Here is a 23135-nt window from a genome sequence, read left to right as displayed (position 1 = left end):
CAGTGGCTGAAAGAACTGCCGTTTTAGGCTATATTCCCCGCGAATCGTTTATGCATTCGCTAACAGGGACCACAAAACTCATCATGATGATCAACGCGTCCATCGCGGCAATGCTGGGCTTTGATACGCGCTTCTTAGTGCTCATGGTGTTCGTGTCCGTGTTCTTGTGGATCTCTTCAAAAATTGAGCTGTCGAAACTGAAGATCGTGCTGTGGTTCATTTTCGTCCTCATGATTTTGAACAACATCATGATTTTCGTCTTCGCCCCGCAGTACGGCACCGAGATTTATGGGACCAGCACGCCGCTTTGGCATTTGACTAACCGCTACACGTTCACTGCAGAGCAACTGTTCTACCAGTTGAACGTGACGCTGAAATATTTTGCGGTACTACCCGTAGCGCTACTATTCATTGTCACCACGTCCCCATCCGAGTTCGCGTCTTCGCTCAATCGAATCGGAGTTCCCTACCGAGCTTCCTACTCGGTTGCATTAGCGCTACGTTACATTCCGGACGTGCAGCGCGAATACCGCGAGATTTCTCAAGCGCAGCAGGCTCGCGGGGTCGACACGTCCAAAGATGTTTCGTTTGCCACGCGCGTCAAGAACAGCGCGTCCATCCTGTTCCCCCTACTGCTGTCATCCCTGGAACGCATTGAAACGATTTCTACCGCAATGGAGCTACGCGGGTTTGGCAAGCACAAGACGCGCACGTGGTACACCAGTCGCCCACTGCTTGCCCGCGATTGGGTAGCCATCGCGCTTTCGGTAGCCCTACTTGCGCTGGCTGCCTGGCTTATTACCGTTAATGGAGGACGGTTCTACAACCCGTTCATCTAGCGGCCGGCCACTCGGATTACGAACTGTGATCAGCTCTGCGCGGCTCGTTTTTGCGAAATCTCGTAGAGCGCGATGCCGGTAGCGACAGCTGCGTTGAGGGATTCAACTGCAGAGCTGATTGGGATAGACACGATTTGGTCGCAGGTTTCGCGCACTAGGCGGGAGAGTCCCTTACCTTCCGCTCCGGTAACTACAACGAGTGGTTCATTTGCCAGTTCAACGTCGCGCAAACTGACGTCCGCCCCACCGTCGAGGCCGATGACGAAGCATCCTGCCTCTTTTAATGCGCGTAGCGACCGCACGAGATTTGTTTCACGCGCAACGGGCACTCGCGAAACGGCGCCGGCAGACACTTTCCACACGGTTGCGTTAACGGAGGCGCTACGCCTTTCAGTGATCAGTACGCCGGTAGCGCCAAATGCGCCGCCCGAACGCAGCACGGCACCCAGGTTATGCGGGTCGGTTACCTGATCGAGAGCAATGATCAGTGGAGTTTTAAAGTCGTCCTCGGCAATCTGAAGAAGGTCGGCGGCAGTCACGTACTCGTATTCGGGAACTTCAATGCCGATGCCCTGGTGTGCGGTTTCGCCCGACGCATTTTCGAGGTCCCGGCGCGTGCATTCCATAATGGAAGCGCCCTGGGTAGAGGCGGCGCGGAGAACGCTGGCCACGCGATCATCAGTGGGGTCACCAGCAATGAATACGCGCACGATTTCGATGCCCGACTCGACGGCCTCCCACACGGGGTTGCGTCCCACAATGAGTTCGTGGCCGCGAGCGATCTTAATGGAAGTGCGGTTGCGGTGTGCTTCGCGTTGGCGTTGCTTAGCCAGCTCGGCCTCGCGTTCCTGCTTGCGTTTGTACGCTACGTGGTATTCGCGGTCTTCTGCCTTCGGGGTTGGACCTTTGCCGCGCAGTCCGCGCCGACGCTGACCTCCACTTCCCTTGGTTGGTCCTTTGCCTGCACGCTTGCGTCCGCGAGCGCCGCCATCAACCGCCATGATTACCTGCCTTTGCTTGATTTACTGGCGCCTATTGTACAGGCAGTTCTAACTTTACTGGCAGCCTGTTTGGCAGAATCACGTGAAACAAAATCTTCATCATCCTCTGGCGACCTTGTCAGTGTTGCAGGCTCGATCGTATGGCCCTCTCTCAACGTAATGAACGCCCACGTAAGTTGATGCGGACGGAGGCCATTGACCTCCGTCCGACAATTTTATTCGTTCAACAATCCCGCCTTCACGAGGATGTCCTTGATCGCAGTAACATTTTCTCCCTCCAAGGCCTTAACTGGAGGAGTAATGGCGTTGCTACTAAAAACGCCCATTAGCCACAGAGCCGTTTTGAAACTACCCACGCCTGCGCCATATCCAACAACGCCCTTTGACACCTGAGCGATGCGCATAAGTTCGGCTAGACGTTCCTGTTCCTCTCTAACAGCATTCCAATCACCAGCTTCATAGGCTTTCCATTCCCTGACATAGGCGTGCGGATCCACATTGGCCAAGCCGGGCACAGAGCCGTCAGCACCAGAGAGGTAGGCGCCATCCACTACCACTTCATGCCCAGTAAGAATCGACATGGGCTTACCCAGAGCCTTGTTTCCTGCAACTAGGTAACGGAAACTTACGTCATCTCCAGATGAGTCTTTAACACCAGCTATGACCCCTTCTTTACCCAGTTTTAGGAGGAGTTCGGTTGGAAGTTTCACATGCACACAAACCGGTATGTCATACGCAAATATCGGCAAAGAAGTAGCCTCGTGAAGTAACCGGAAATGGTTTTCAACTTCTGCCATACCTGCAAGCGCGTAGAAAGGCGCAGTCGCTACAACCCCGTCCGCACCGATCTCCTCAACCATCCGGATCTGATCAATAACTCGCTGTGTCTGAGTCTCGATTACGCCTGCCAAAATAGGTACGCGACCAGCTACTACTCGGTTTGCAATTTCAAGTACCTGACGGCGTTGTCTATCGGTCAGAAACACTACTTCGGATGACGATCCCAATACGAAAATTCCGTTAACTCCTGCGTCGATCATTCGATTTAGATGGTTCTCGTAGGAGACAACGTCAACTTCACCTGTGGGCAACAGTGGCGTCACAACCGGTGGTACCACACCACAGATTTTCTTATTCATTTTGGTTTGACCTCGCATTTTCGCTCAAGTGAGCATTAAATTCTAGATACGATTTCTATTTTTTAGAAGGATTGGATACGCGCGTAGACGTCGAGTAATGGACTATCTTTTTCGCAGCGTGCTTGCCTTGTTGTTTAGGGTGATAATGACGCCATGCAAATGTAGCGACACCAGCTCGACGTCACTATCACCCTGAAATATTCACCAAGGAGATCACCAATAATCTGCGGTCCGCAACGTCACGAACCACTGGATTGTTTCCGCAGAGCACGCGACTTTGTACGCTACGGAAACAATCAAGGCAATCTTGGGAAGTTATCCGGTAATCTCAGATACCTTCACCTTCCTGCCTTCTTTAAGGGATAGTGTGCAAGCATCAGCGGTTGCGATTGCTGCAGTTGCGGCAGAACCGTCTGATAGCGCTTTAAACTCGTCGAGAGGTTCTTGCCCCTTCATCAAATTGTGGAAGTAGGTCAATTCCTCTTCGATGATTCCCCTTAGCCAAAGGGGCGGGCGACGATCAGGTTTGCCGTACTGAACTGCTCCGTCGGTGGCTGAGCCCGCATAAATCGCTGCTCGATCCTGATCTTCTTCCGGAGTCCGATGCAGGAGGAACTTCTCTTCTGTTCCGCCGATGCGAAGAGTGCATCCAACATCCTGCAGATCAAGTTTAATGGCCCCCTTGCTGCCTTGGATAAGGACGTAATGCTCGGGCCACCTGAACGCTGATCCGTATTCGATTGCCGCAAACCGATCATTACCGAACTCAAGTGTAATGATGAGCATGTCATCTTCGTCACCGAAGCCGTCGCCCTTGTGAGCAACGTTTCCGCCAACCATGGTTGCAACTTCAGCAGGCCCCATAACTGATTGCACGAAATCAAGCTCGTGAATATGGTGATACAGGTGTCCGCCAGACAGCTTGCGCACCTTCTTCCAGCTCACTTCTGGCTGAACGTCTTCCCAGCCATTCCTGATGGCTCGGATGAACAGAACGTCACCGATCTTGCCCTCGTTAATTAGCTGCTTGGCTCGCCTTACACCAGCCATGAAGTTCATGACGTGGCCCGCCATGAACAGAACACCTGCTTCCTTCGTCGCATCTACCATCTCAGCGCAGTGAGCATAGCTAAGCGCAATCGGTTTTTCACAGAACACATTTTTGTGAGCTTTCGCAGCAGCTAGCACCGGCTCGTAGTGAGCGCCGTTAGGCGAAGCTACAATCACCGCGTCAACATCTGCGCGAGCCACCAACGACTCAACGCTCTCTTCTACCTGTGCGCCAACTTCTTTGGCAACAGCTTCCGCATTTTCCGGATCAAAAACTGCAACCACTTCCGCATCGTCAATGGTTTCTAGAAATCTCGCTTGTTCTGCTCCGAAATAACCGGTTCCGATAACACCGTAACGGACTGTCATGTTTACTCCTTGTTATTTAACCGAGCCTTCTGATAGGCCGGCAGCCATGTATTTTTGGATAATCATAAATACGATTACGGAAGGCAGGACGACGAGCGTTGACGCTGCCATGAGCATTCCCCAATCCAAGACTTCCGTGCCCATCAGTGAATAGAGCCCTACCGACACTGGCATTTTGGCGGATTCATTGATGAAGAGAAGAGCGTAGAGAAACTCGTTAAACGTATTGATGAACGTGTAGATAGTTGTGGCGACAATGCCGGGTAAAACTATTGGCGACGCGATGGTAAGAAAAACGCGCATTCTTCCCGCGCCATCTACTGCAGCCGCTTCCTCAATGCTGATTGGAACCGTTTGATAGAAGCCAACTAGCATCCATAACGCGTAAGGCACAGAGAAGGACAAGTAAATGACGATTAGTCCGAGGTAAGAGTTTACTAGCCCAACTTTTGCCAGCATCAAGGTGAATGGCACCGCAAGCAAAATCGGAGGAAACATGTAACTCACGATGAGTACACGAGTCATTTTTCTTCCGACGTTCGGAAAGAATCTGACTATGCCATATGCCCCAAGGCTACTGATAATGATGGTAATAGCTGTAGAAGCAACGGAAATAATCAAGGAATTTAATAGATTCCAATGGAACCCAAGCTCCGTAAATACCCTCACGTAGTTATCAAATGTGAAAGGCTGCGGGATTAGCGATATCGGATTGCCGTTGAGATCCGTTGCTGTTTTTAGCGACGAAATCACAATCCACAAGACAGGGAATACAGCAACCACAGAAGCAAGAGTGAGACCAATATAGATCCCCGCCATTCCCCATTTATTTCGGCCAGCGTGGCTCATTAGTTATCCTCGCTTTCCCATTTGGCGAGTATGCGGAACAGGAATACTGAGACTGCCAACAAGAACAGCAACAGCAAAATGGTGACAGCCGATGCCGTACCAAGCTGCTTCAATCCCCAACCTGCCCTGTACGCATAGATCGGCACGGTGGTTGTAACATCGCCCGGACCTCCACCTGTAAGAAGGAACAGAAGGTCGAAGTTATTGAAAACCCAAATGGTTCTGAGCACCACGAGAAGTCCAATGACAGTTCTAATGTGATGCAAAGTCACGAACCTAAAGCGTTGCCAAGCGGTAGCTCCGTCAACCACAGCTGCTTCCAATTGCTCAGCCGGGATAGTTTTAAGTGCGGACAGAATATTGATCATGAACAGAGGGCTTCCAAACCAAATGTTGATGAAAAGCACTGTCCAAAATGCTGTCGTTGGATCCGCCAGTAATGACACCCGACCATCTGTAATTTGGATTACATTCAAAAGATTTGGCAAGAAGCCGCTGACATCATTTAGGAGCCATTTCCAGCCAAACGCAATGATGATCGCAGGTACCGCCCAAGGGACAATAAGCATAGTTCTGAATAGACCAGACAGATGTCTAATCTTATTGAGCCCCATTGCCAATAGGAATCCAACGGCAAGCTGTCCAACTAGGGAAGCGAAAGTCCAAACAATTGACGTCCTGAAGGCACGCCAGAACAGTGGATCTGTCAACAGCTCCGTAAAGTTCTCAAGGCCAACGAATGAATAATCCGCCCTAATCAGATGCTTGCTTGTAAACGAGTAAAAAATGCTCGTCCCGAGTGGGTAAATCAACAAGAGGATCACCACAAGCACCGCCGGAGCGACAAATGCCAAACCAACCCAGTCGATCCGGCGGTACCAAGGTGGTCTTCCTACAACCGTTTCATCGATGTGTTCAGACCTCATGAACAGGATTCCTTATCGTCTTGCCTGTTCGAACATCTTGTTCAGCTGGTCTTCTGCATTCTTGGCTGCAGTATTGATATCCGTGCCATTGAGAATAATGTCCTGGAACATAGACTCAACAACACCTTGGTTAACCAAAATGCCAGCTTCAATTCGAGGTCCGTTCTCCATTCCAATAGCCGAGGACAACGGAATAGCCTGATTGATCACGTCAAAGCTCTCGATGTGCTTCTGAATTTCAGGATCATCGCGGAACTCTGGATTCTCAGCGATATCCTTAAGAACCGGCATCATTCCGATTGGGACACCCTTTAAGAACTCAATGTAGTCCTCATCGTTATACAAGGAGAGCAAGAATGCCTTAGCTTCTTCCTGCACATCCGAGGTCTCCCATACAACCATGGGCTGGTATCCAGTTTCAGCTCCATAGATCGGATCACCCTTGTGCAACCTGGGAAGCGGTGCGGCTTCAATCTTGTCATCCAAAGAAGGGGTTGTTGCCTGCACGCCACCGATTTGGAAGCCAGTATTAAAATCAAACGCAGTCTTGCCCTGGTAATACAAGGTAGCTTGGTCAAGGATATTAAAGTTAATGGAACCCTTCGGGCTTACCTCGTTGTAGAGGTCCACCCAATACTTGATCCCTTCCAGCGCTTCTGGGCTGGTCAGATTTGCCTTGCCATCTTCAGTGATTAGCGATCCACCAGCTGATTTAACGTAGTAGTTCAGGTACCTAACACCTAGCACGTCGTTTGTACCGAGCGGCACAGAAAGACCGTATAGATCAGGAGTGGAAACCTTCTTAGCGGCGTCACGGAGCTCTTCCCAGGTCTCCGGGACCTCTAGTCCGTTCTCTTCAAGCACATCCTTGCGGATCCACATTGCTTGCGCGTGTGAATAAAGGGGAATCGAATAGTTATGACCGTCTTTAGCACCTTCCTTCAAAGCGCTCTCAGGGAACCGATCACGACCAATCTCATCGATAACATCATCGAGAGGCGCGATGACACCAGCATCTAGCATCTCAGTGACGTGGTAAGGCAAAGCGGAAGAGATATCAGGCAGTTGGCCCGATGCAACTCCTGCAGTCCACTTCGTATAAAATTCGCCCCACGAGAAGTTCTCAATCGTGATGTGAACATCCGGGTTTTCAGCCTCAAACTTGTCCGCCATCTTCTGGAGCCATTCAGCTCGCGGTCCTTGCGTATAGCTGGACCAGAATGTCACATCGCCTGCAAGCTTACCGTCGCCTTGGTCCTGGTTTGCAGACGATCCGCCACACGCGGCCAATGATGTAACTAATGCGGCGCCAAGTGTGGCTGCAAGCATTCTTCTACGGAATCGAGTATTGCCCGCCATTGGGCCCTCCTTGTAAATTAATTAGATGACATCTGATGTCATATGTAGCACATCACACATCTGGTTTTCTGTCAATCACTTTCAACGCCTAATTTTTCAAAACTGTGCGCGATAGAATTCTGAATATGCGTCTAGTAAGAGTTTTAAGACATTCGATTCCTACCTACGGCGAGCTTTGCGAAGACCCGGACGGCATCACACAAATTAAGTTCTTTGAGGAAAATCCTATTTCGGGTTCTGCAAGCCATACAGGCGAAATGCAAACCCTGGATTCGTGCAAGTTACTCGCTCCCGTCGTGCCCTCTAAGATCATTGGGATCGGCGATAACTTTTTATCACCCGACGAGAAGCGCGAACCGTTCAGTACCCCTCTGGCGTTCTTAAAACCTTCCAGTGCGGCTTGCGGCCCCGATGACCTCATTGTGCGCCCAGAGAGCGCGGACTCGCTCGCGTTCGAGGGAGAACTGGCCGTCATAATGAAAGATACCGACGGCAAAATCTCAGAATCTGAAGTTGACGAAGCTATCTTTGGTTACACAATTGCAAACGATGTTTCTGCTCAGCCGTGGCAGAAGCTGGATGCCCAATGGTTCCGCGCAAAAGGAGCGAACACGTTTTGTCCGTTAGGTCCATGGATCAATACGGATCTAAGTGTTCAGGATGCGTCAAATCTAAATCTTGAAACGCGCCTATCGGGGAAGCTCGTGCAGTCAAGCAACACTGCCTATTTGAAGAGAACAATACCGGAAATAATTAGTTTCCTTTCCGAAGCATTCTCATTTGTTGCAGGCGACGCTGTACTTATGGGAACGCCCGTAGGAGCCGGCCCCATGCAAGATGGTGATTCGATTGAAATCCGAATCGAGCATTTAGGAACGCTCAAGAACACCACTGGTTGTAGCCTCTAGTCAAAATTTGGCCAGATCCTGAGAATCGCGTCGCTAGCACCGTCCACAACAGGCCAGCGAGTGCGCCATTGCAGCGAACATGTGAGCCGTAACTTAATAGGGATTTAGACGGTGCCGGACGGCGTTTTCAGATCTTGGTTCAACAACCTTCTCCGCTATTACCGCAACCACTATGCCACCTACGAAACCACCAACGTGTGCCTGCCAGGACACTCCCCCAGAGGGTAGAAAACCAACGAGAATGGTGGCGCTGTAGGCACTAAGAAGCACAATCGCAACCACGATCCGCACCAGTTTGATCCACGGGGTTCGCTCCACGAGAGCGGCCGCAAGAATGTATCCGAAGTAGCCAAACACGATTCCAGACGCACCAATAGTGAGGCCCGCCGGCGTGAACGCGCTGATAAACAGGCCCGCCCCGATTGCAGACCCCGCAAACACGGCCAGCCAGCGCCGCCTCCCCTCCAGCCCGATCAGGACGCCGAGGAGCGCAAGAAATGTAGTGTTACCACTTACATGCGCCACGGAGCCGTGCAGGAATATGGATGTGAAGTAGGTCCACGGCCTCGTGAAGTCATGTGCGGGAACGCCAAAGTTAAGCAGTAACTCCCGGCCTCCAAGCGGTTGGAGGATGAATACCACCCACACGAGCAAGACCACGCCCAGCGGGCCGGCAAGACGCTCCAAAAGAGGGCCGCGCCCGCTAGGCACGACCTCTTGAACGCGCGGATCTAGCCGATATGCCATCTGGCGCCATCAGCTCCATCTTCAACAACAACGCCAGCGGCAGCCAGACCATCTCGAATCGAATCGGCCGTAGCCCAGTCTTTCGCGGTACGCGCCTGCTCCCGCTGCTCAATCAAGTGATTCACAAGGACGTCCAGAGCCTTGTCTTTTCCACCTGCCTCCGCCTCTTCGCTGGCCCACTGCGGCGATGCCGGATCCAAGCCAAGAATGTCGAGCATTGCGCGCACATCCAGCAACGCCTCGCGTACCTCCCCCTCGGAGCCATCCGCAAGAGCCTGGTTACCGGCCTTCATGCGCTCATAAACCGCGGCTAAGCCGCCCGCCACATTCAGATCATTGTCGAGGGCAGCCGCGAAGGCTTGCGGTACAGCTCGCTCGGCGACCTCGCTCACGGTCACACTAGCTACCTCACCGGCGCGCTGGACGAATCCGGAAATACGCTCCCAGGCGGCGGCTGCAGCGTGGATCGTTTCTTCGGAATACTCCACGGTAGAGCGGTGGTGCACCGTGCCCAGAGCGAAACGTAACACCGGTGCGGGAACGCGTTGCAAGATGTCTGCAACCACCAGGGAGTTGCCGAGCGACTTCGACATCTTCTCCCCCTTCATTGTCACCCACGCGTTGTGCACCCACAGGCTTGCAAACGGCCAGCCAGCGCCATGGGACTGCGCCTGCTCGTTCTCGTGGTGGGGGAACCGCAGGTCGATGCCACCTCCGTGAATATCGAACGCTTCCCCCAGGTAGCGGCGCGACATTGCGGAACACTCCAAGTGCCAGCCCGGACGGCCCAGCCCCCACGGGGACTGCCAGGAAGCAGTACTTGGCTCAGTCGGCTTAGCGGCCTTCCACAGGGCGAAGTCACGCGGGTCGCGCTTTCCCGCCTCGACGCTAGAATCGATCTGCGACTCATCTTCCGTAGTGCGCATTTGCGCTAAATCCTGGTGGGTTAACGAACCGTAGTCATCTAACGAATGCACGTCGAAATAGACGTTACCCGCCCCATCCGGGTATGCGTGTCCGCGATCGATGAGGCGCTGGACCAGCTGGACCTGGTCCAGGATATGCGCGGTTGCGCGCGGCTCAAACGTGGGCGGAATAAGCCCAAGAGCGTCGTAAGCCTGGGCGAACTCGCGTTCAAACCTGGACGCCCATGCCCACCACGGTTGCCCGGCCTCGGCAGACTTGTTCAAGATTTTGTCATCAATATCCGTAATGTTTCGGATGTAGGTGACCTTCATGCCGTTCTTCTTTAGCCAGCGGATCAGCGTGTCAAACGCTACCGCGGACCGCAAGTGCCCGATGTGGGGGCTACCCTGCACGGTGGCTCCGCACAGGTAGATGCCAACCTCGCCCTCGTGAACGGGCTTTAGTGGCTGGAGGGAACGGCTTTTGGTGTCGTAAAGATGAAGATTCACGCCCCTAGCCTACCCAGCCTGCGCGCACGGGGCATAACGTTTTCAACGCGCGGCGTTAAACTGGCCCCATGACTTCGCTTTTACCTATTCGCACCGGTATTGGTTTTGACACGCACGCTTTTGCGCCCGCAGATTCGGGGCGAAAAATGATGATGGCGTGCCTTGAATGGCCCGGCGAGGTTGGCTTGGAAGGCCATTCCGATGCTGACGTTGCCGCGCACGCGTGCTGCGATGCTTTACTTGCGGCGGCAGGCCTGGGCGATCTGGGAACAAACTTTGGCACGTCAAGACCAGAGTGGTCGGGCGCGAGCGGCGAGGCGCTCCTACGCGAAACGGTACGCCTGGTGGAGCAGGCCGGTTACGCGATTGTGAACGTGTCCGTGCAAATCATCGGGGAGCGCCCGCGCATCGGGGCTCGTAGGTCCGAGGCGGAGGCGCGCATGAGCGAGGTTGTTGGAGCCCCGGTAAGTTTTGGCGCTTCAACCACCGACAAGCTTGGTTTTGCCGGGCGGAGCGAGGGAGTTGCGGGCATCGCATCCGCGCTGGTGCAGCGCGTAGACTAGCGCGCTCCGAGGGGCTTGACCCGCCTAAGTGCAAGCGCCGCTCCCAAGCCGGTAAACAGTAGCACACCGGCCATGAGTACCACGCCGGGCCAGGCGTTCCAATGCCAGAAAGTTCCCGCGAGCGCACCAAAAATGGATGAGCCCAGGTAGTAGAAGAACATGTAGGCCGACGAGGCTTGTCCGGTTGCGCCAACGCCGGCGCGGGCGCGGGCGGCCACCCATCCGGATGCGACTCCGTGGGTGGCGAAGAAGCCAGCGGTGAAGATGGCGAGGCCGATGATGATGACCCATATGGGTGCGGCGAGCGTGAGGAGCAGGCCACAGATCATCACGCTGATCGCGTAGGGTTCAACTTTGCGTTGTCCCCATTTTTGCGCGAGTTTCCCAGCATAGGCTGACGAGTAGGATCCGAGCGCATACACCAGGAAGATCAGACCCACCACGCCAACAGAGTAACCATATGGATCGGCCTCTAACCGAAACCCCATGATGTTAAATACACCAACGAATGAGCCCATTCCCACCGCGGCAATGAAAAACAGGCCGAGCAGTACCGGGTCACGCATGATTGCGGAGGTTTGATGCGCAAGGTTGGCCAGCCCTGACTCGCCGGGAATAAACCCCTGAGACCGGGGCAGAAACCGCCATACCAGGATTGCGCAGAGCAGCGCTACCACTCCCATTGCGATGAGGCCGCCCCGCCACCCCACTACCTCCGCGAATGCGGATACGCCGAGGCGCCCCGTCATGCCGCCCAGCGCTGTACCCGCAATGTAGAGGCCGGCGGCGCGGGCTTGTGCAGACCTGTGCACTTCCTCGGTTAGGTATGCCATAGCCACTGCGGGTAGGCCCGCCACGGAAATTCCTTGTATGAGGCGAAGCAGAAGCATCAGCTCCCACGTTGGTGCGAGTCCTACGCAGATTGCCACGGCGCCTGCCGCAAAAAGGGAGATGAAGATGATGCGGGTGCGGCCCCGTACTTCGGATATGGGCCCCACGAACAGTAACGCCAGCGCCAGGCCAATAGTGGAAATAGAGACGGACAGGGCCGCCTGATCGGGACGCAGCCCGTAATGCGCGCTGATTTGCGGCAAAACGGGCTGCGTGTCATAAAGCAAAGCGAACGTTGCCAAGCCGGCTAGAAACAGGCTGATCGAGATCTTTCGATACTGCGGACTGTGCAGGTCGTGACCTTCGAAACGCGGCTGTTCCTTATCGGGCGGCTGCGGCTCGCTCATAGCGTTCAGTCCTCAAAGGCACCCAGATGTGCCTGCTCAGTCTTAACCGGCAGGATCAGCATGAGGCCCACAAACAGGATGAGGACAATGCCGAGGATGCCCCAGTACTGCGACGAGGTGCCCTCGGGAACGAAATTAGATCCAAGCCGCACGGACAGGCCGAAGCACAGCGGCGCGAGGAAGGACACGGCGCGGCCGGTTGTGGCGTACAGGCCAAACACTTCTCCCTCGCGGCCCTGTGGAATGAGGCGGGCGAGGAAGGTGCGTGAAGCCGACTGGCAGGGGCCGACGAACACGGTGAGGATCAGGCCAAGCACCCAGAACGTGCCGGTGCCCGCATCGTGGAGGATGAAGATCAAAATGCCATCTACCACCATTGCGATAAGCGAGATCAAAATAACGGCCTTCGGGCCGATCTTGTCGTCCAACGCGCCAAATCCGATAGTCGCGATGCCCGCTACAATGTTTGCCACGATGCCGAAAATCAACACGTCACCGGCGCTGAATCCGAACGTGCCGGCCGCAATGATAGCGCCGAACGTGAACACGCCCGCAAGTCCATCACGGAAGATGGCCGACGCGATCAGGAAGAAGATTGTGTGCGGCGACGTGTTCCATAGGTCTTTTACGGTCTTAAACAAAAGCTTGTAGGAGTCGATGATCGACTCGTGTCCGGCCTCGTCAGCGCCTGCAACCTTACGGCCGGGAACCGCGATTAACACGGGGATTGTGGAAAGCCCGAACCAGAGCGCGGCAATCAGCATAGATACGCGAACGTTCAGGCCATTCTCGGCCGTTACACCGAACAGGCCCACCTCGGGGGCGATAAAACCGAAGTAGAGGATCAGGAGCAAAATGATGCCGCCCACGTAGCCAAGTCCCCAGCCAAGGCCAGACACGCGGCCCATAGTCTTGGGCGTGGACACGCGCGCGAGCATCGCGTTGTAGTTCACGGACGCGAACTCAAAGAAAACGTTTCCGAAGCCAAGTAGCGCGATGCCAAGCCACATTGCGCCGAGCGGGCCAAACACCGACTCGGGGTGGACAAAAAACATCATGCCGGTCAGCATCACCACTACGTAAGTGTTGAAACCCAGCCAGAACGTGCCTTTACCGCGCCGATCCGCACGCTGGCCGGTAATCGGCGCGAGGAGCGCGATCACAAAACCCGCGATAGTGAGGCCAAGGCTCAGCGACTCTGACGCCTTATCCGTGTCGGCAAACATGCCGGAAGTCAAATAAACAGAAAATACGAATGTGGTGGCAACCGCGTTGAATGCGGCCGAACCCCAGTCCCAAAGTGACCATGCAAGAACGGTCTTATTTAGGATGCTTTCTTTTTTAGCGGGGGCCTCGTTGCCAAAGCTGTGATTAGTTGATGAAGTAGTCACGCTTCTGACTTTAACCCGAAATCAGAAAATTATGGATTTAAAGACCATTTAGTTTCGTTGGCGGTATGTTATTCCTCCATCAGGCTCTGATACCGGTCTGGCCGGGCCAGGATTTCTGCGGCAACCACCAGGTCTAGTTTGGTTGTAATCTTCATGGACAGCGCGCTACCCGGCGTCACATGCACATCCTCGCCAAGAGCTTCCACAAGCCCGGCATCGTCGGTTAGTTCCACACCTTGGGCCAGCAGTTCGCGGCCCGCCTCGTGTGCGCGCATAGCGGTTTCCCAGTGAAAGCCTTGCGGGGTTTGAACTCCGCGCAGCTGCGCGCGATCAACTTGCCCAACGACTTTTTCAATTTTCGAGGAGGCCCCCACCGGCTCCACAACCTTCTGTGTGTCGGTAACAGGAACCGCCGGAATGACAGCTTTTAACCCGCTCTCCAGCGCTTCAATGACGTCTCTAATGGCGCGCTTGGGGGTGAGGCATCGGGCGGCGTCGTGAATAAGCACGGGCGTGGGCTCATCCAATTCCTTGCCAATCCGTTTGGCGAGGCGCGGAATTTCGAGCAGGCCGTTATACACCGAATCCTGGCGGATGTTGCCGCCTGGAACCACAGCCACATCTGGTTCCTGAGCGAAAATCTGTTCGAACTCGCCCAAGTGAGTTGGCGGGGCAGTCACCACAACACCATCCACACCCGCAACGCGAATACCATCCACAGCTCGGCGCACCAAGGACACTCCAGCTAGCTGCACCAGCGCTTTCGGCGTGTCATGGCCAAGCCGCGATCCCGAACCTGCAGCCGTAACGACTGCAAAAACCGAACTACTCATCACGCCTCCTCGCACCGTGGCAACACTGCCCACTACTCAAAACCACCCGCACTAATCCTTGAGCCAGCCAGCCCATTTGGACACTCCAAAGCTTCTCACGCCGGCCCCGCATAAAGTTTGAGGCCGCAGGTGCGGCCTCAAAATCGCAGGATCAGTTTATTCTTCTTCCGCCTCGTCAATTCCCTCCGCGAGGATCTCATCCAGGCGATCGCTCGCTTCGTCCTCATCAACCTCACGCGAGAGAGCCAATTCGGAAGTCAGAATCTGGCGAGCCTTTGAGAGCATACGCTTCTCGCCGGCCGATAGGCCCTTCATGGCGTCGCGACGCGACAGGTCACGAACAACCTCTGCAACGCGAACAATATCGCCGGTCGCAATCTTTTCCTGGTTTGCCTTGTAACGGCGCGACCAGTTTGAAGGCTCCTCCGTGTTCTCCTCACGGAGCGTATCCATGACCTCTTCGAAACCCTCTTCGTCAACCACGTCACGAACCCCCACGAGCTCCACGTTCTCTGCAGGAACCTGAATAGTCAGATCCCCCGTAGTCACGCGAAGAGTAAGGTAAGTTCTTTCCTTGCCAGCAAATTTGCGCGTAGAAATCTCTTCGATTGTGGCAGCGCCGTGATGTGGGTACACAACGGTTTCGCCCACTTTGAATGTCATTGCTGTAAAACTCCTGATGTTAGCTCAACACCCCTATTTTACCAGCAATTACGTGCACTTACTCGAGGGGATCCACCATCTTGTATCCCAGTCCGCGCACAGTTTGCAACAGTTGCGGGTTAGAAGGATCTGCTTCAATGCGCGAACGCAAGCGCTTTACATGCACGTCCAACGTCTTCGTGTCCCCCACGTAATCCGGGCCCCACACGATGTTGATAATCTGCGTCCTCGTAAGCACGCGATTCACGTTGCGCATCAAAAGCTCAAGCAGTTCGAACTCGCGAAGAGGCAAGTGAACCGGCTTTGAATCCACCTCAACTTCGTGCCGATCAACGCGCACAAGAACCTTGCCTACAGTGAGGACATCTTCCTCGTCTCCGCTTTCAATTTCAGGCACGCGCCGGCGCAACACCGCACGAATGCGTGCGAGCAATTCACGGTATGAGTACGGCTTTGTCACATAATCATCCGCGCCGAGCTCCAAGCCCACCACGCGATCTACCACATCGTCTTTAGCCGTCACCATGATGATCGGTACCTTCGAAGTACGGCGCACCTGGCGGCACACCTCCGTGCCCGAGATTCCTGGAAGCATCAGGTCAAGCAAGATCAGATCAGGAGTAGCGGCCTCCAAAGTTGCAAGAGCAACCTCGCCGCTTTCCGCCTCTAGCACCTCGTACCCGTCTCTGCGTAGACTGAAAGCAAGAGGAGTGCGCAACGATTCCTCATCCTCCACAACTAAAATCGTCTTCAATTAGCGTTCCTCGCTCTCTTCCGGATCCTCAGAATCCACATTCTCTTCGCCCTCGGCTTGCGGAATCACCAGTGTGAATGTGGAACCGTGGCCCTTCTTGGACCACACCGAAACAGTTCCACCATGATCTGCAGCAACGTGTTTCACAATAGACAAGCCCAGACCCGATCCGCCAGTATTTCGCGACCTTCCCGGATCCACGCGATAAAACCTTTCAAACACGCGTTCCTTCTCTGCCTCGTCCATACCGATTCCGGTGTCCACAACCGCCACGCGCACCAGGTCATCTACAACCGAGCTTTTAACGCTCACGCGCGTGTGCGGATCCGAGTAACGAATCGCGTTATCCACCAGGTTGCGAACGGCGGTGACAAGCAGGTTGTGGTCACCCCACACGATGCCACCAGAAGGCTCCCCCACCTCTATATCAATATTCGAGGCAGACGCCCGGTTGCTCTCCAGCTGAACGGCTTCCCACACAACCTCGTCAATGTTAATCCGCTGGGCCCGCATCAGAGGATCACCGGTTTCGAGGCGCGAAAGCTCAATCAGATCCTGCACGAGGGTGGATAGGCGCGCGGCCTCCGCTGCCATCTTGGGGGTGAACATGCGAACCACTTCGGGATCGTAGTCACTGTCTTGCAGAGTTTCAGCAATCAGACCGATCGCACCGATCGGGGTTTTCAACTCGTGGGACACGTTTACAGTGAAGTCACGGCGAACCGCGTCAACCCGTTTTTGCTTCGTCTCATCGTCGATCAAAATGAGCACGCGCCCGCCAAGGAGCGCCGCCACGCGAATATCTAGGTAAATGGGGGAATCCGACGAGTATCGCGAGCGAGGTAGCTGCATCTTCTTTCGCAGTGTCACCCCGTTTTTGCGCACGTCCTCAACCATTTCAAGCACTTGTTTGTGCGCGATCTCTTCGTCACGAACGAGGCCAAGGGTGTACGCCTGGGCGTCCGCCCGTACAACATGATTCTCACTGTCCACAATGACAGAGCTTGACGCCATAGCAGTGAGAGCCGACTTAAGCTCAGGATTCACAGGCGGCTCAAATTCCTCGTCCTGTGATGATTCACGAATCTGGGATTGCGATACGCGAAACGCAAGCCCCGCTCCGGCCCCCACGAATAGGCCAACGAGGGCCACCAAAATTAGCAAACTGGTCTCTACACCACCCACAATATAGACAATAGGGCGAAAACCTAGCGCTTGTCGTGATTACACTAAACATCCGGCATCCGTTAACCGTTCGTTAACCTGTTGCATCCAGCCGGGACACCCGCGCATGGTGTTATTACTTTCGGCTATAAGTAGGCCCTCCCTTTGGGCCTCAAGCACCACATTGGAGGAATAAGAATGCGGGAGATGTACACCCAGGAGCTCACCCAGCTCGGCAACCAACTTTCACGTATGGCGGGGCAGGTGTCACGAGCTGTTGGCCGCGCCTCACGCGCACTCGATGAGAATGACAGTGCACTGGCAGAACAGACTATCGATGCGGATGAGCGGATTGACGACCTCGCCTACATTATCGATGAGATGTGCACGCAGCTTCTGGCCCTGCAAGCTCCTGTTGCCCGCGATCTGCGACTGATCGTTACCGGCCTGCGCATGACCAAGACGCTAGAGCGCATGGGCGACCTTGCGCGCAACATTGCGGTTATTGCTCGCCAGCAGGCACACACCGACGCACTGCCGCCCGAGATCGCGGAGATTGTTACGAAGATGGGCGAACAGGCGCGAATCGCGGGCGAGAACACTGCGAAGCTGATGGAGGATCCCAACACCGACCTCGCAAATCAAATGCAGACCGATGATGACGTGATGGATGACCTGCACGTGCAGCTCCACCGCATGCTTTTGGATCCCAGCTTTGTGCTCACCCCCGCGCAGATCATTAACTTGACGCTGGTTGGCCGCTATTACGAGCGTTTTGGCGATCACGCCACCAATGTTGGCCGCAATGTCATGTACCTGATCGAGGGTGAACGCTTCCTCACTGACTAGGCTACGTGTCCCTGCTAGTTAGAGGCGCTCCCTACTGTTCTTAGCGCAAAGAAGGGGCGATGACCGTTGCGGTCATCGCCCCTTCTTGTAGTTTGCTTACTTACCCTGCGCGGCTACAGCAGCGATCTTCGCCTCAGCCTCGGGATCAAGGTAGGTGCCGCCCTTCTTGATGGGCTTGAGCGTTTCTTCGTCAAGCTCATAAAGTAGCGGAACGCCGGTGGGGATGTTCACTGCCGAGATGTCCTCGTCGGAAACATCATCAAGGTGCTTCACGATTGCGCGTAGCGAGTTGCCGTGCGCTGCAATCAGAACGGTCTTGCCGCTCTTGATGTCTGGAACAATCTGCTCATCCCAGTACGGAAGCAGACGCTCGAGGACGTCCTTTAGGCACTCGGTTGCCGGAATCGGCTCGCCCGCGTAACGCGGATCGCCATCCTGAGCAAACTCCGAACCAGCCTCGATTGCCGGTGGCGGTACGTCGTAGGAGCGGCGCCACTGCATGAACTGATCCTCGCCGTACTCGTCGCGGATCTCCTTCTTGTTCTTGCCCTGCAGCGCACCGTAGTGACGCTCGTTTAGACGCCAGGAACGCTTAACCGGAATCCAGTGGCGGTCAGCAGCGTCTAGCGCCAGGTTTGCCGTGTAGATTGCGCGGCGAAGTAGGGACGTGTAGAGGATGTCCGGCAGGACACCTTCCTTCTTAAGAAGCTCGCCGCCATGAACGGCCTCTTCCTTACCTAGTTCTGTCAGCGGAACGTCAACCCATCCAGTGAACAGGTTCTTTTCGTTCCAATCGCTTTGCCCGTGACGGAGCAGAATCAGTTTAAAAGCCATGGCTTCATTATCCCATGTCTGGCAGTCAATGTCTTTAGGTTAAGCCTGGTTTTGGTCAATAAACTTCCAACTCGTGGTTCGTTTCCCCCTATTTTCCGCCAATTGTTGCACGTCTTAAAGAGGGAACATTCTTTGGCGAGAAGCTTCGCTCAAATCGGTTTCGACATCGCGTACAGAAGCGGAATGATCGTTTCAACAATCGGCTTAGCGGGCGACTGCGCAATGGGAAGATGCTGTGGCACCGTGCGTTCAATCCGCGGCGGTGAAGCCGGGCCAACCACGCGGCTTCGAGCCTGGCTCTGGTGTTCCTTATAGCTCTCCACCAGGGCGTCAACCGCGGCAGCCCTCATAACAATCCCGATCACCGCGTGAGTGATCACGCGCATCGGCGCCTCGGGTTTACGCCTTGCGGCCTGGAGGATCGTTTCAAGAACTCCCCCCAAAGCGGTTAAAAACTCCTCGTTGAGGTCGGCCAGGCGTGCGCCCCATTCCTGGTCTCGCACGGAACGGGCCTGCATTTCTGTGTGGAGGGCGTAAAGAGTGCGGTTAACCCCAATCGCGTCCATCGCGTCAAACAACAGGGAGTCGATTTGTGCTGGCTTTGCCGCGTCCACGCTGCGCCATTTTTCAACCTGCATGTCAAGACGCTCAATCAGATCCGCATACTCGTCCTCCGCGAGCGCCGCGAGCAACGATTCCTTTGTAGAAAAGTTTGAGTAGAACGCGCCCCGGGTAAAACCCGCGCGGCGGCACACATTATCGAGAGTGAAGCCCTCTACTCCCTCAAGAATTATGATCTCGCGCGTTGCATCAATGAGTCGCTGCTGGGTTTCAAACCTGCTGCTCACGCCGGCTCCTCCCTGTCACGTGCGCCTTCAAGATTATATGCGGGTGTGGATAACCTACCCGATTTGTGGCGCTAAGTTAGGAAGCTACCGCCCGGGCGGACATGTAAAGGTCTGGAGGCAGCGAGTGGTCAAGCTCCCACGTGATCTGCATCGGCCGCGCCCCTTTGGCTTCAACCAGATGCGCGGGACCAGCGAATGTGTATGCCGCACCCTCCCCCAAAGCGTCTTTCTTATGCTCTCTGATGAAGAGGGCAATGTTGGATTCCCCCTCCAGGTACCGCATGCCCGCCTTGGTGTGCGGTCCTGCGCTAGACTGCGATTCCCAGTGAAATAGCGTGGGTGTAAGCGCGAAATCGCGGTACAGAGTGTTAGGTGAATAGTCAGCCTCCGACTTTACAAGTGTCACCAGCAAGGCTTCCGTGTTGGTGTACTCGCAGTACTTAACCCCCTCACGCACGCCGCCGGGCGCCTGGCCTTGAAACTCGTATCCAACGCCGATGCCAGCCAGCAATTCTTCGCGCGTGTACACCGCGCCCACTTTAAGCGGTGACCACAGCCCCATTTCGCCAGCGGGCTGCTGGTATAGCTTCTTCGTACGATCACTAACAGCTACGAATATTTGCCTCAGTTCATCAACGAGGTCCGGTGTGGATCTCAAAACTTGCAAGGCGTAGTCGATGGACGCGATCTTTTTCTCGTCACGTTTACCGCTGGGCCAAAACGAGTACATGAGCATGTGCGCGTAGAACTTTTCGCGCGCCGTCATCGCCTCGTAACGGTAGTGTGGCGTGGAAAGAATCTTGAGGTAGATTTCGATCCGCTCTGGGTCAGACACGTGCGCGAAAGCGCGAAGCCTGCGGCGAACGTCCTCATAAGCATCCGCGGCGAGATCGCTACCCGTGGCCGCCACGTGCAGTAAACGCTTCCACGAAATGGGGCGCTTTCTGAAGTCTTTTCGACTGTAAATGTCTGCAATGTCGCGGTGGGAGTCTTTCAAATAATCCGTGAGTTGGTAGTCCTGCGCGTCAACCCGCGCGGCAAGGGCCGCGTTCCGAATTTCGGCCGGTAGTTTCTGCGTGGATACGTTCAGATTGTTCTTTATTGATTGCAGGACTACCTTCTGCGACTTTTCTTCGAGGAAAATCTGCGATCCGGCAGGCAGATGACTAAAGCCCTTCTCCACAGCTGCCATGAGATTCTTGCGCGACGTACCCGTAAGCACCTGCAACTTAAGGTCGAAGCGGAAGGCCTCGTTTTGGTTACCCACAAAGTCCAAAACAGTTAAGACCGTCTTGTTATTCGACAGCCGCAAGCCGCGGCCTAGTTGCTGCAAGAACACCGTGGGGGATTGGGTTGGCCGTAGCATCAACACCGTGTCTACACTCGGCACGTCAACGCCCTCGTTGAAAATATCTACTGAGCAAATGATCTGAATTTGGCCGCTAGCGAGGGCTCCAAGCGCCTTGTCACGCTCCATAGAGGATTCAGCGGAGGTGACGTACTCGGCTTTGAGGCCAAACTTTCTAAACGAGCGCGCCATGTATTTTGCATGATCAATGTCCACGCAAAAGCAAAGTGCACGCATGCCCTCTAAGTCTAAGATCTTGTCGCGCATGGCCTGCACAATCTGACGCACACGCGCGTCATTGCCGGTCAGGACATTCGACAACTCACTGGTTACGTAGTCACCGCGCACCATTTTTACGCCGGATAAGTCCGTGTCGTCATATTGAATGAAGTAGTGGAAGGGACACAGCAGGCCTTCTTCTAGTGCGTCCCATAGCCTCAGTTCGCTTGCCACACGCCCGTTGAAGAATTCGAGGGCAACGTTCACGCCGTCACCGCGCTCAGGGGTTGCGGTCAGGCCCACCAACTCGCGTGCATTGAAGTGGCGCATCAGGCGCTGATAACTGGCGGCTTGAGCGTGGTGGAATTCGTCGATAATGATGATGTCAAAGAAATCTCGCGGAATTTCGTTCAGCACGTCTGGGCGAAGTGACTGGATAGAGGCGAAAGCGATGTTGTCGTAGCGGTTCAGCGTAGCGTCATTGAGCTGTGCCAGGCTGTAGCCGTCGGAGGTGGACCAGATGATCTGCCGCGACTTCACTACATCGCGGAAGGTCCTCATGGATTGGTTCAAAATCTCGTTGCGGTGGGCCACAAACAGTGTTCGAGGGGGCCGGCCCAGCTCGCTGGCCATGCGTTCGCGTAGCGCCTTGTAATCGAGCGCCGCCACAACGGTCTTCCCGGTGCCCGTGGCAGCCACAACAAGGTTTTTGTGGCACCCCATCGCTCGTTCATACTCGAGGTCGTCCAGCATGATCTGCTGGTAGGGATAGGGCCGTATGTCGAGTGCGGTGAAGTCAATCTCGGCGTCAGATTTCTGCTCGAAACCACGCCCATCTTGGAGCGCCCGGTCAAGTTTTGCCGCGTCGCGATCTGGATCGTAAATTTCAAACGAGGGCGAAGCCCAGTATGAGTCGAAGGTAGTTTCGAACTTTTCAAATACCGCGGGAGTGTTATTTTTTGCCAGACGCACATTCCATTCCAGGCCGTCCTGCATAGCGGCAGCCGACAGGTTGGAGGAGCCTACGAATGCGGTGTGGTAGCCAGTGTTGCGGTGAATCAGCCAGGCTTTCGCATGCAGGCGCGTGGATTTGGTGTTGTAGTTGATCTTGATTTGAGCACCGTAATCGCGAACGAGGCGGTCAAGAGCTCTGCGATCTGTAGCCCCCATGTACGTGGTTGTAATGATACGAATAGGAACCCCACGAGCTTTGAGATAAGCGAGTTCTTCAGCAATAGTGCGGATCCCCGTCCATTTAATGAATGCGATGAGGGCGTCCACACGGTCCGCAGAACGAAACTCCTTCTTAAGCTCCGTTTGAATAGAGGGGTCATACTCGGCGTTGGTCAGTAGCGCCGCGTCAGTAAGCGGAGTATCGGGCCTCACGGTTTTGACCGAGTTGTCAAAAACTTTGATTTCCGTAAGTAGCTGCGCTCTGCCGTCCTTCAAAGCAATCGGCTTGTCTGCGCTGTTTCCGCCGTTAATGACTTCCAGAACTCGGTCTGTTAGGAGGAACCTCTCGCGTTCCCCTTTGGTTTTCAAGAGGGAGTTTTCGAATCGCTCCGCTACGTATCTGGATATGACGTAGGGGAAGTCCGCGTTGTCAATGGCTTCACTTACGACGCGCTGTCCATACTTGTGCAGGGCCGCTTCGAGACCGGCGTCAATAATCGTCTCGTATAGGCCGGGCGGCAGGTCGAAAGGCTCGTCCATCAAACACTTCCAGAAGACTACGCAGCTTGTTCTTTGCTTTTATATTACGAAAGCGCAGCGCAAATTTTCTGTCCGTTATTCTCCTTGGCGCGGCCACACCGGCAGATGCAAAATAT

At 54.8% G+C, this 23135-nt stretch carries 21 protein-coding genes; 4 read left to right on the top strand and 17 right to left on the bottom strand.

Translation table 11 applies throughout. The features are described from left to right. Positions 1-2 precede the first annotated feature (2 nt). On the top strand, positions 3-839 hold the full coding sequence (locus tag HMPREF2854_RS04075; RefSeq protein ID WP_261666651.1) for an energy-coupling factor transporter transmembrane component T family protein: 837 nt from the start codon (positions 3-5) through the stop codon (positions 837-839). A gap of 29 nt (positions 840-868) precedes the next feature. Here HMPREF2854_RS04075 and rlmB read toward each other — a convergent pair whose 3' ends face one another. The 6 genes from rlmB to HMPREF2854_RS04045 all read right to left on the bottom strand — a co-directional run bounded on the left by rlmB (position 869) and on the right by HMPREF2854_RS04045 (position 7532). After that, complete coding sequence (gene rlmB / locus HMPREF2854_RS04070; RefSeq protein WP_070619267.1) at positions 869-1840, bottom strand: 23S rRNA (guanosine(2251)-2'-O)-methyltransferase RlmB; 972 nt, start codon at positions 1838-1840, stop codon at positions 869-871. A gap of 215 nt (positions 1841-2055) precedes the next feature. Further along, positions 2056-2979 (bottom strand): dihydrodipicolinate synthase family protein, encoded by a 924-nt coding sequence (locus tag HMPREF2854_RS04065; RefSeq protein WP_070619624.1) that lies wholly within the window; start codon positions 2977-2979, stop codon positions 2056-2058. Between the two features lie 315 nt (positions 2980-3294). Next, a complete protein-coding gene (locus tag HMPREF2854_RS04060; RefSeq protein WP_070619264.1) occupies positions 3295-4398 on the bottom strand; it encodes a Gfo/Idh/MocA family protein in 1104 nt (367 codons plus the stop codon). Positions 4399-4410: 12 nt separating this feature from the next. Then, a complete protein-coding gene (locus HMPREF2854_RS04055) occupies positions 4411-5247 on the bottom strand; it encodes a carbohydrate ABC transporter permease (protein ID WP_070619261.1) in 837 nt (278 codons plus the stop codon). Beyond that, the gene (locus HMPREF2854_RS04050) at positions 5247-6173 is read right to left on the bottom strand and encodes a carbohydrate ABC transporter permease (RefSeq protein WP_083309369.1); all 927 of its coding nucleotides are present in this window, start codon (positions 6171-6173) and stop codon (positions 5247-5249) included. Before HMPREF2854_RS04050 ends, HMPREF2854_RS04055 begins: the two co-directional genes overlap by 1 nt. A gap of 12 nt (positions 6174-6185) precedes the next feature. Further along, on the bottom strand, positions 6186-7532 hold the full coding sequence (locus HMPREF2854_RS04045) for an ABC transporter substrate-binding protein (protein WP_070619258.1): 1347 nt from the start codon (positions 7530-7532) through the stop codon (positions 6186-6188). Between the two features lie 125 nt (positions 7533-7657). Here HMPREF2854_RS04045 and HMPREF2854_RS04040 point away from each other — a divergent pair, with 125 nt between their 5' ends. Then, positions 7658-8440: a fumarylacetoacetate hydrolase family protein gene (locus HMPREF2854_RS04040; protein WP_070619255.1), complete on the top strand. Its 783-nt coding sequence runs from the start codon at positions 7658-7660 to the stop codon at positions 8438-8440. Between the two features lie 93 nt (positions 8441-8533). Here the strand turns inward: HMPREF2854_RS04040 and HMPREF2854_RS04035 are convergent, their stop codons facing one another. After that, on the bottom strand, positions 8534-9187 hold the full coding sequence (locus HMPREF2854_RS04035; RefSeq protein WP_083309368.1) for a rhomboid family intramembrane serine protease: 654 nt from the start codon (positions 9185-9187) through the stop codon (positions 8534-8536). Then, a complete protein-coding gene (gene cysS, locus HMPREF2854_RS04030; RefSeq protein WP_070619253.1) occupies positions 9172-10602 on the bottom strand; it encodes a cysteine--tRNA ligase in 1431 nt (476 codons plus the stop codon). The genes HMPREF2854_RS04035 and cysS overlap by 16 nt, the downstream gene beginning before the upstream one ends. A gap of 68 nt (positions 10603-10670) precedes the next feature. On the opposite strand from cysS, the gene ispF reads away from it, so the two are divergent. Further along, positions 10671-11165, top strand: coding sequence for a 2-C-methyl-D-erythritol 2,4-cyclodiphosphate synthase (gene ispF, locus HMPREF2854_RS04025; protein WP_070619250.1), 495 nt, complete (start codon positions 10671-10673; stop codon positions 11163-11165). Here the strand turns inward: ispF and HMPREF2854_RS04020 are convergent. From HMPREF2854_RS04020 to HMPREF2854_RS03995, 6 genes are all read right to left on the bottom strand, one after another. Next, positions 11162-12403, bottom strand: coding sequence for an MFS transporter (locus HMPREF2854_RS04020; protein WP_070619247.1), 1242 nt, complete (start codon positions 12401-12403; stop codon positions 11162-11164). The two genes, ispF and HMPREF2854_RS04020, sit on opposite strands and share 4 nt — an antisense overlap. Before the next feature lie 5 nt (positions 12404-12408). Further along, entirely contained in the window at positions 12409-13794 is a 1386-nt protein-coding gene (locus HMPREF2854_RS04015) for an MFS transporter (RefSeq protein ID WP_070619245.1), read from the bottom strand. 68 nt (positions 13795-13862) lie between these two features. Continuing rightward, positions 13863-14627 (bottom strand): 2-C-methyl-D-erythritol 4-phosphate cytidylyltransferase, encoded by a 765-nt coding sequence (gene ispD / locus HMPREF2854_RS04010; protein WP_070619242.1) that lies wholly within the window; start codon positions 14625-14627, stop codon positions 13863-13865. A 156-nt stretch (positions 14628-14783) separates the two neighbouring features. Then, a complete protein-coding gene (locus tag HMPREF2854_RS04005; protein WP_070619239.1) occupies positions 14784-15290 on the bottom strand; it encodes a CarD family transcriptional regulator in 507 nt (168 codons plus the stop codon). A 58-nt stretch (positions 15291-15348) separates the two neighbouring features. Continuing rightward, positions 15349-16044, bottom strand: a complete 696-nt coding sequence (locus tag HMPREF2854_RS04000) for a response regulator transcription factor (protein WP_070619236.1) — start codon at positions 16042-16044, stop codon at positions 15349-15351. Beyond that, positions 16045-17208, bottom strand: coding sequence for a sensor histidine kinase (locus HMPREF2854_RS03995; RefSeq protein ID WP_070619233.1), 1164 nt, complete (start codon positions 17206-17208; stop codon positions 16045-16047). Positions 17209-17406: 198 nt separating this feature from the next. On the opposite strand from HMPREF2854_RS03995, the gene phoU reads away from it, so the two are divergent. Next, the gene (gene phoU / locus HMPREF2854_RS03990; protein WP_034508788.1) at positions 17407-18057 is read left to right on the top strand and encodes a phosphate signaling complex protein PhoU; all 651 of its coding nucleotides are present in this window, start codon (positions 17407-17409) and stop codon (positions 18055-18057) included. Between the two features lie 96 nt (positions 18058-18153). Here the strand turns inward: phoU and HMPREF2854_RS03985 are convergent, their stop codons facing one another. From HMPREF2854_RS03985 to HMPREF2854_RS03975, 3 genes are all read right to left on the bottom strand, one after another. Beyond that, positions 18154-18891 (bottom strand): phosphoglyceromutase, encoded by a 738-nt coding sequence (locus tag HMPREF2854_RS03985; RefSeq protein ID WP_034508785.1) that lies wholly within the window; start codon positions 18889-18891, stop codon positions 18154-18156. 149 nt (positions 18892-19040) lie between these two features. Further along, positions 19041-19739 carry a TetR/AcrR family transcriptional regulator gene (locus tag HMPREF2854_RS03980; RefSeq protein ID WP_070619230.1) on the bottom strand — a complete coding sequence of 233 codons (699 nt, stop codon included), beginning with the start codon at positions 19737-19739 and terminating at the stop codon, positions 19041-19043. A gap of 76 nt (positions 19740-19815) precedes the next feature. Further along, a complete protein-coding gene (locus HMPREF2854_RS03975) occupies positions 19816-23019 on the bottom strand; it encodes a DEAD/DEAH box helicase (RefSeq protein WP_070619227.1) in 3204 nt (1067 codons plus the stop codon). Positions 23020-23135 lie beyond the last annotated feature (116 nt).

Origin of the sequence: Actinomyces sp. HMSC075B09 (assembly GCF_001812395.1) — a bacterium.
In the GTDB taxonomy this organism is placed as follows: domain Bacteria; phylum Actinomycetota; class Actinomycetes; order Actinomycetales; family Actinomycetaceae; genus Gleimia; species Gleimia europaea.
The sequence above is the reverse complement of the archived record's forward strand: the minus strand, read 5'-3'. Positions and strand labels throughout refer to the sequence as shown.

Coding starts and splice junctions, on each gene's coding strand:
- rlmB (WP_070619267.1), bottom strand. CDS start 1,840: ATGGCGGTTGATGGCGGCGCTCGCGGACGCAAGCGTGCAGGCAAAGGA.
- HMPREF2854_RS04065 (WP_070619624.1), bottom strand. CDS start 2,979: ATGAATAAGAAAATCTGTGGTGTGGTACCACCGGTTGTGACGCCACTG.
- HMPREF2854_RS04060 (WP_070619264.1), bottom strand. CDS start 4,398: ATGACAGTCCGTTACGGTGTTATCGGAACCGGTTATTTCGGAGCAGAA.
- HMPREF2854_RS04055 (WP_070619261.1), bottom strand. CDS start 5,247: ATGAGCCACGCTGGCCGAAATAAATGGGGAATGGCGGGGATCTATATT.
- HMPREF2854_RS04050 (WP_083309369.1), bottom strand. CDS start 6,173: ATGAGGTCTGAACACATCGATGAAACGGTTGTAGGAAGACCACCTTGG.
- HMPREF2854_RS04045 (WP_070619258.1), bottom strand. CDS start 7,532: ATGGCGGGCAATACTCGATTCCGTAGAAGAATGCTTGCAGCCACACTT.
- HMPREF2854_RS04040 (WP_070619255.1), top strand. CDS start 7,658: ATGCGTCTAGTAAGAGTTTTAAGACATTCGATTCCTACCTACGGCGAG.
- HMPREF2854_RS04035 (WP_083309368.1), bottom strand. CDS start 9,187: ATGGCATATCGGCTAGATCCGCGCGTTCAAGAGGTCGTGCCTAGCGGG.
- ispF (WP_070619250.1), top strand. CDS start 10,671: ATGACTTCGCTTTTACCTATTCGCACCGGTATTGGTTTTGACACGCAC.
- HMPREF2854_RS04020 (WP_070619247.1), bottom strand. CDS start 12,403: ATGAGCGAGCCGCAGCCGCCCGATAAGGAACAGCCGCGTTTCGAAGGT.
- ispD (WP_070619242.1), bottom strand. CDS start 14,627: ATGAGTAGTTCGGTTTTTGCAGTCGTTACGGCTGCAGGTTCGGGATCG.
- HMPREF2854_RS04005 (WP_070619239.1), bottom strand. CDS start 15,290: ATGACATTCAAAGTGGGCGAAACCGTTGTGTACCCACATCACGGCGCT.
- phoU (WP_034508788.1), top strand. CDS start 17,407: ATGCGGGAGATGTACACCCAGGAGCTCACCCAGCTCGGCAACCAACTT.
- HMPREF2854_RS03985 (WP_034508785.1), bottom strand. CDS start 18,891: ATGGCTTTTAAACTGATTCTGCTCCGTCACGGGCAAAGCGATTGGAAC.
- HMPREF2854_RS03975 (WP_070619227.1), bottom strand. CDS start 23,019: ATGGACGAGCCTTTCGACCTGCCGCCCGGCCTATACGAGACGATTATT.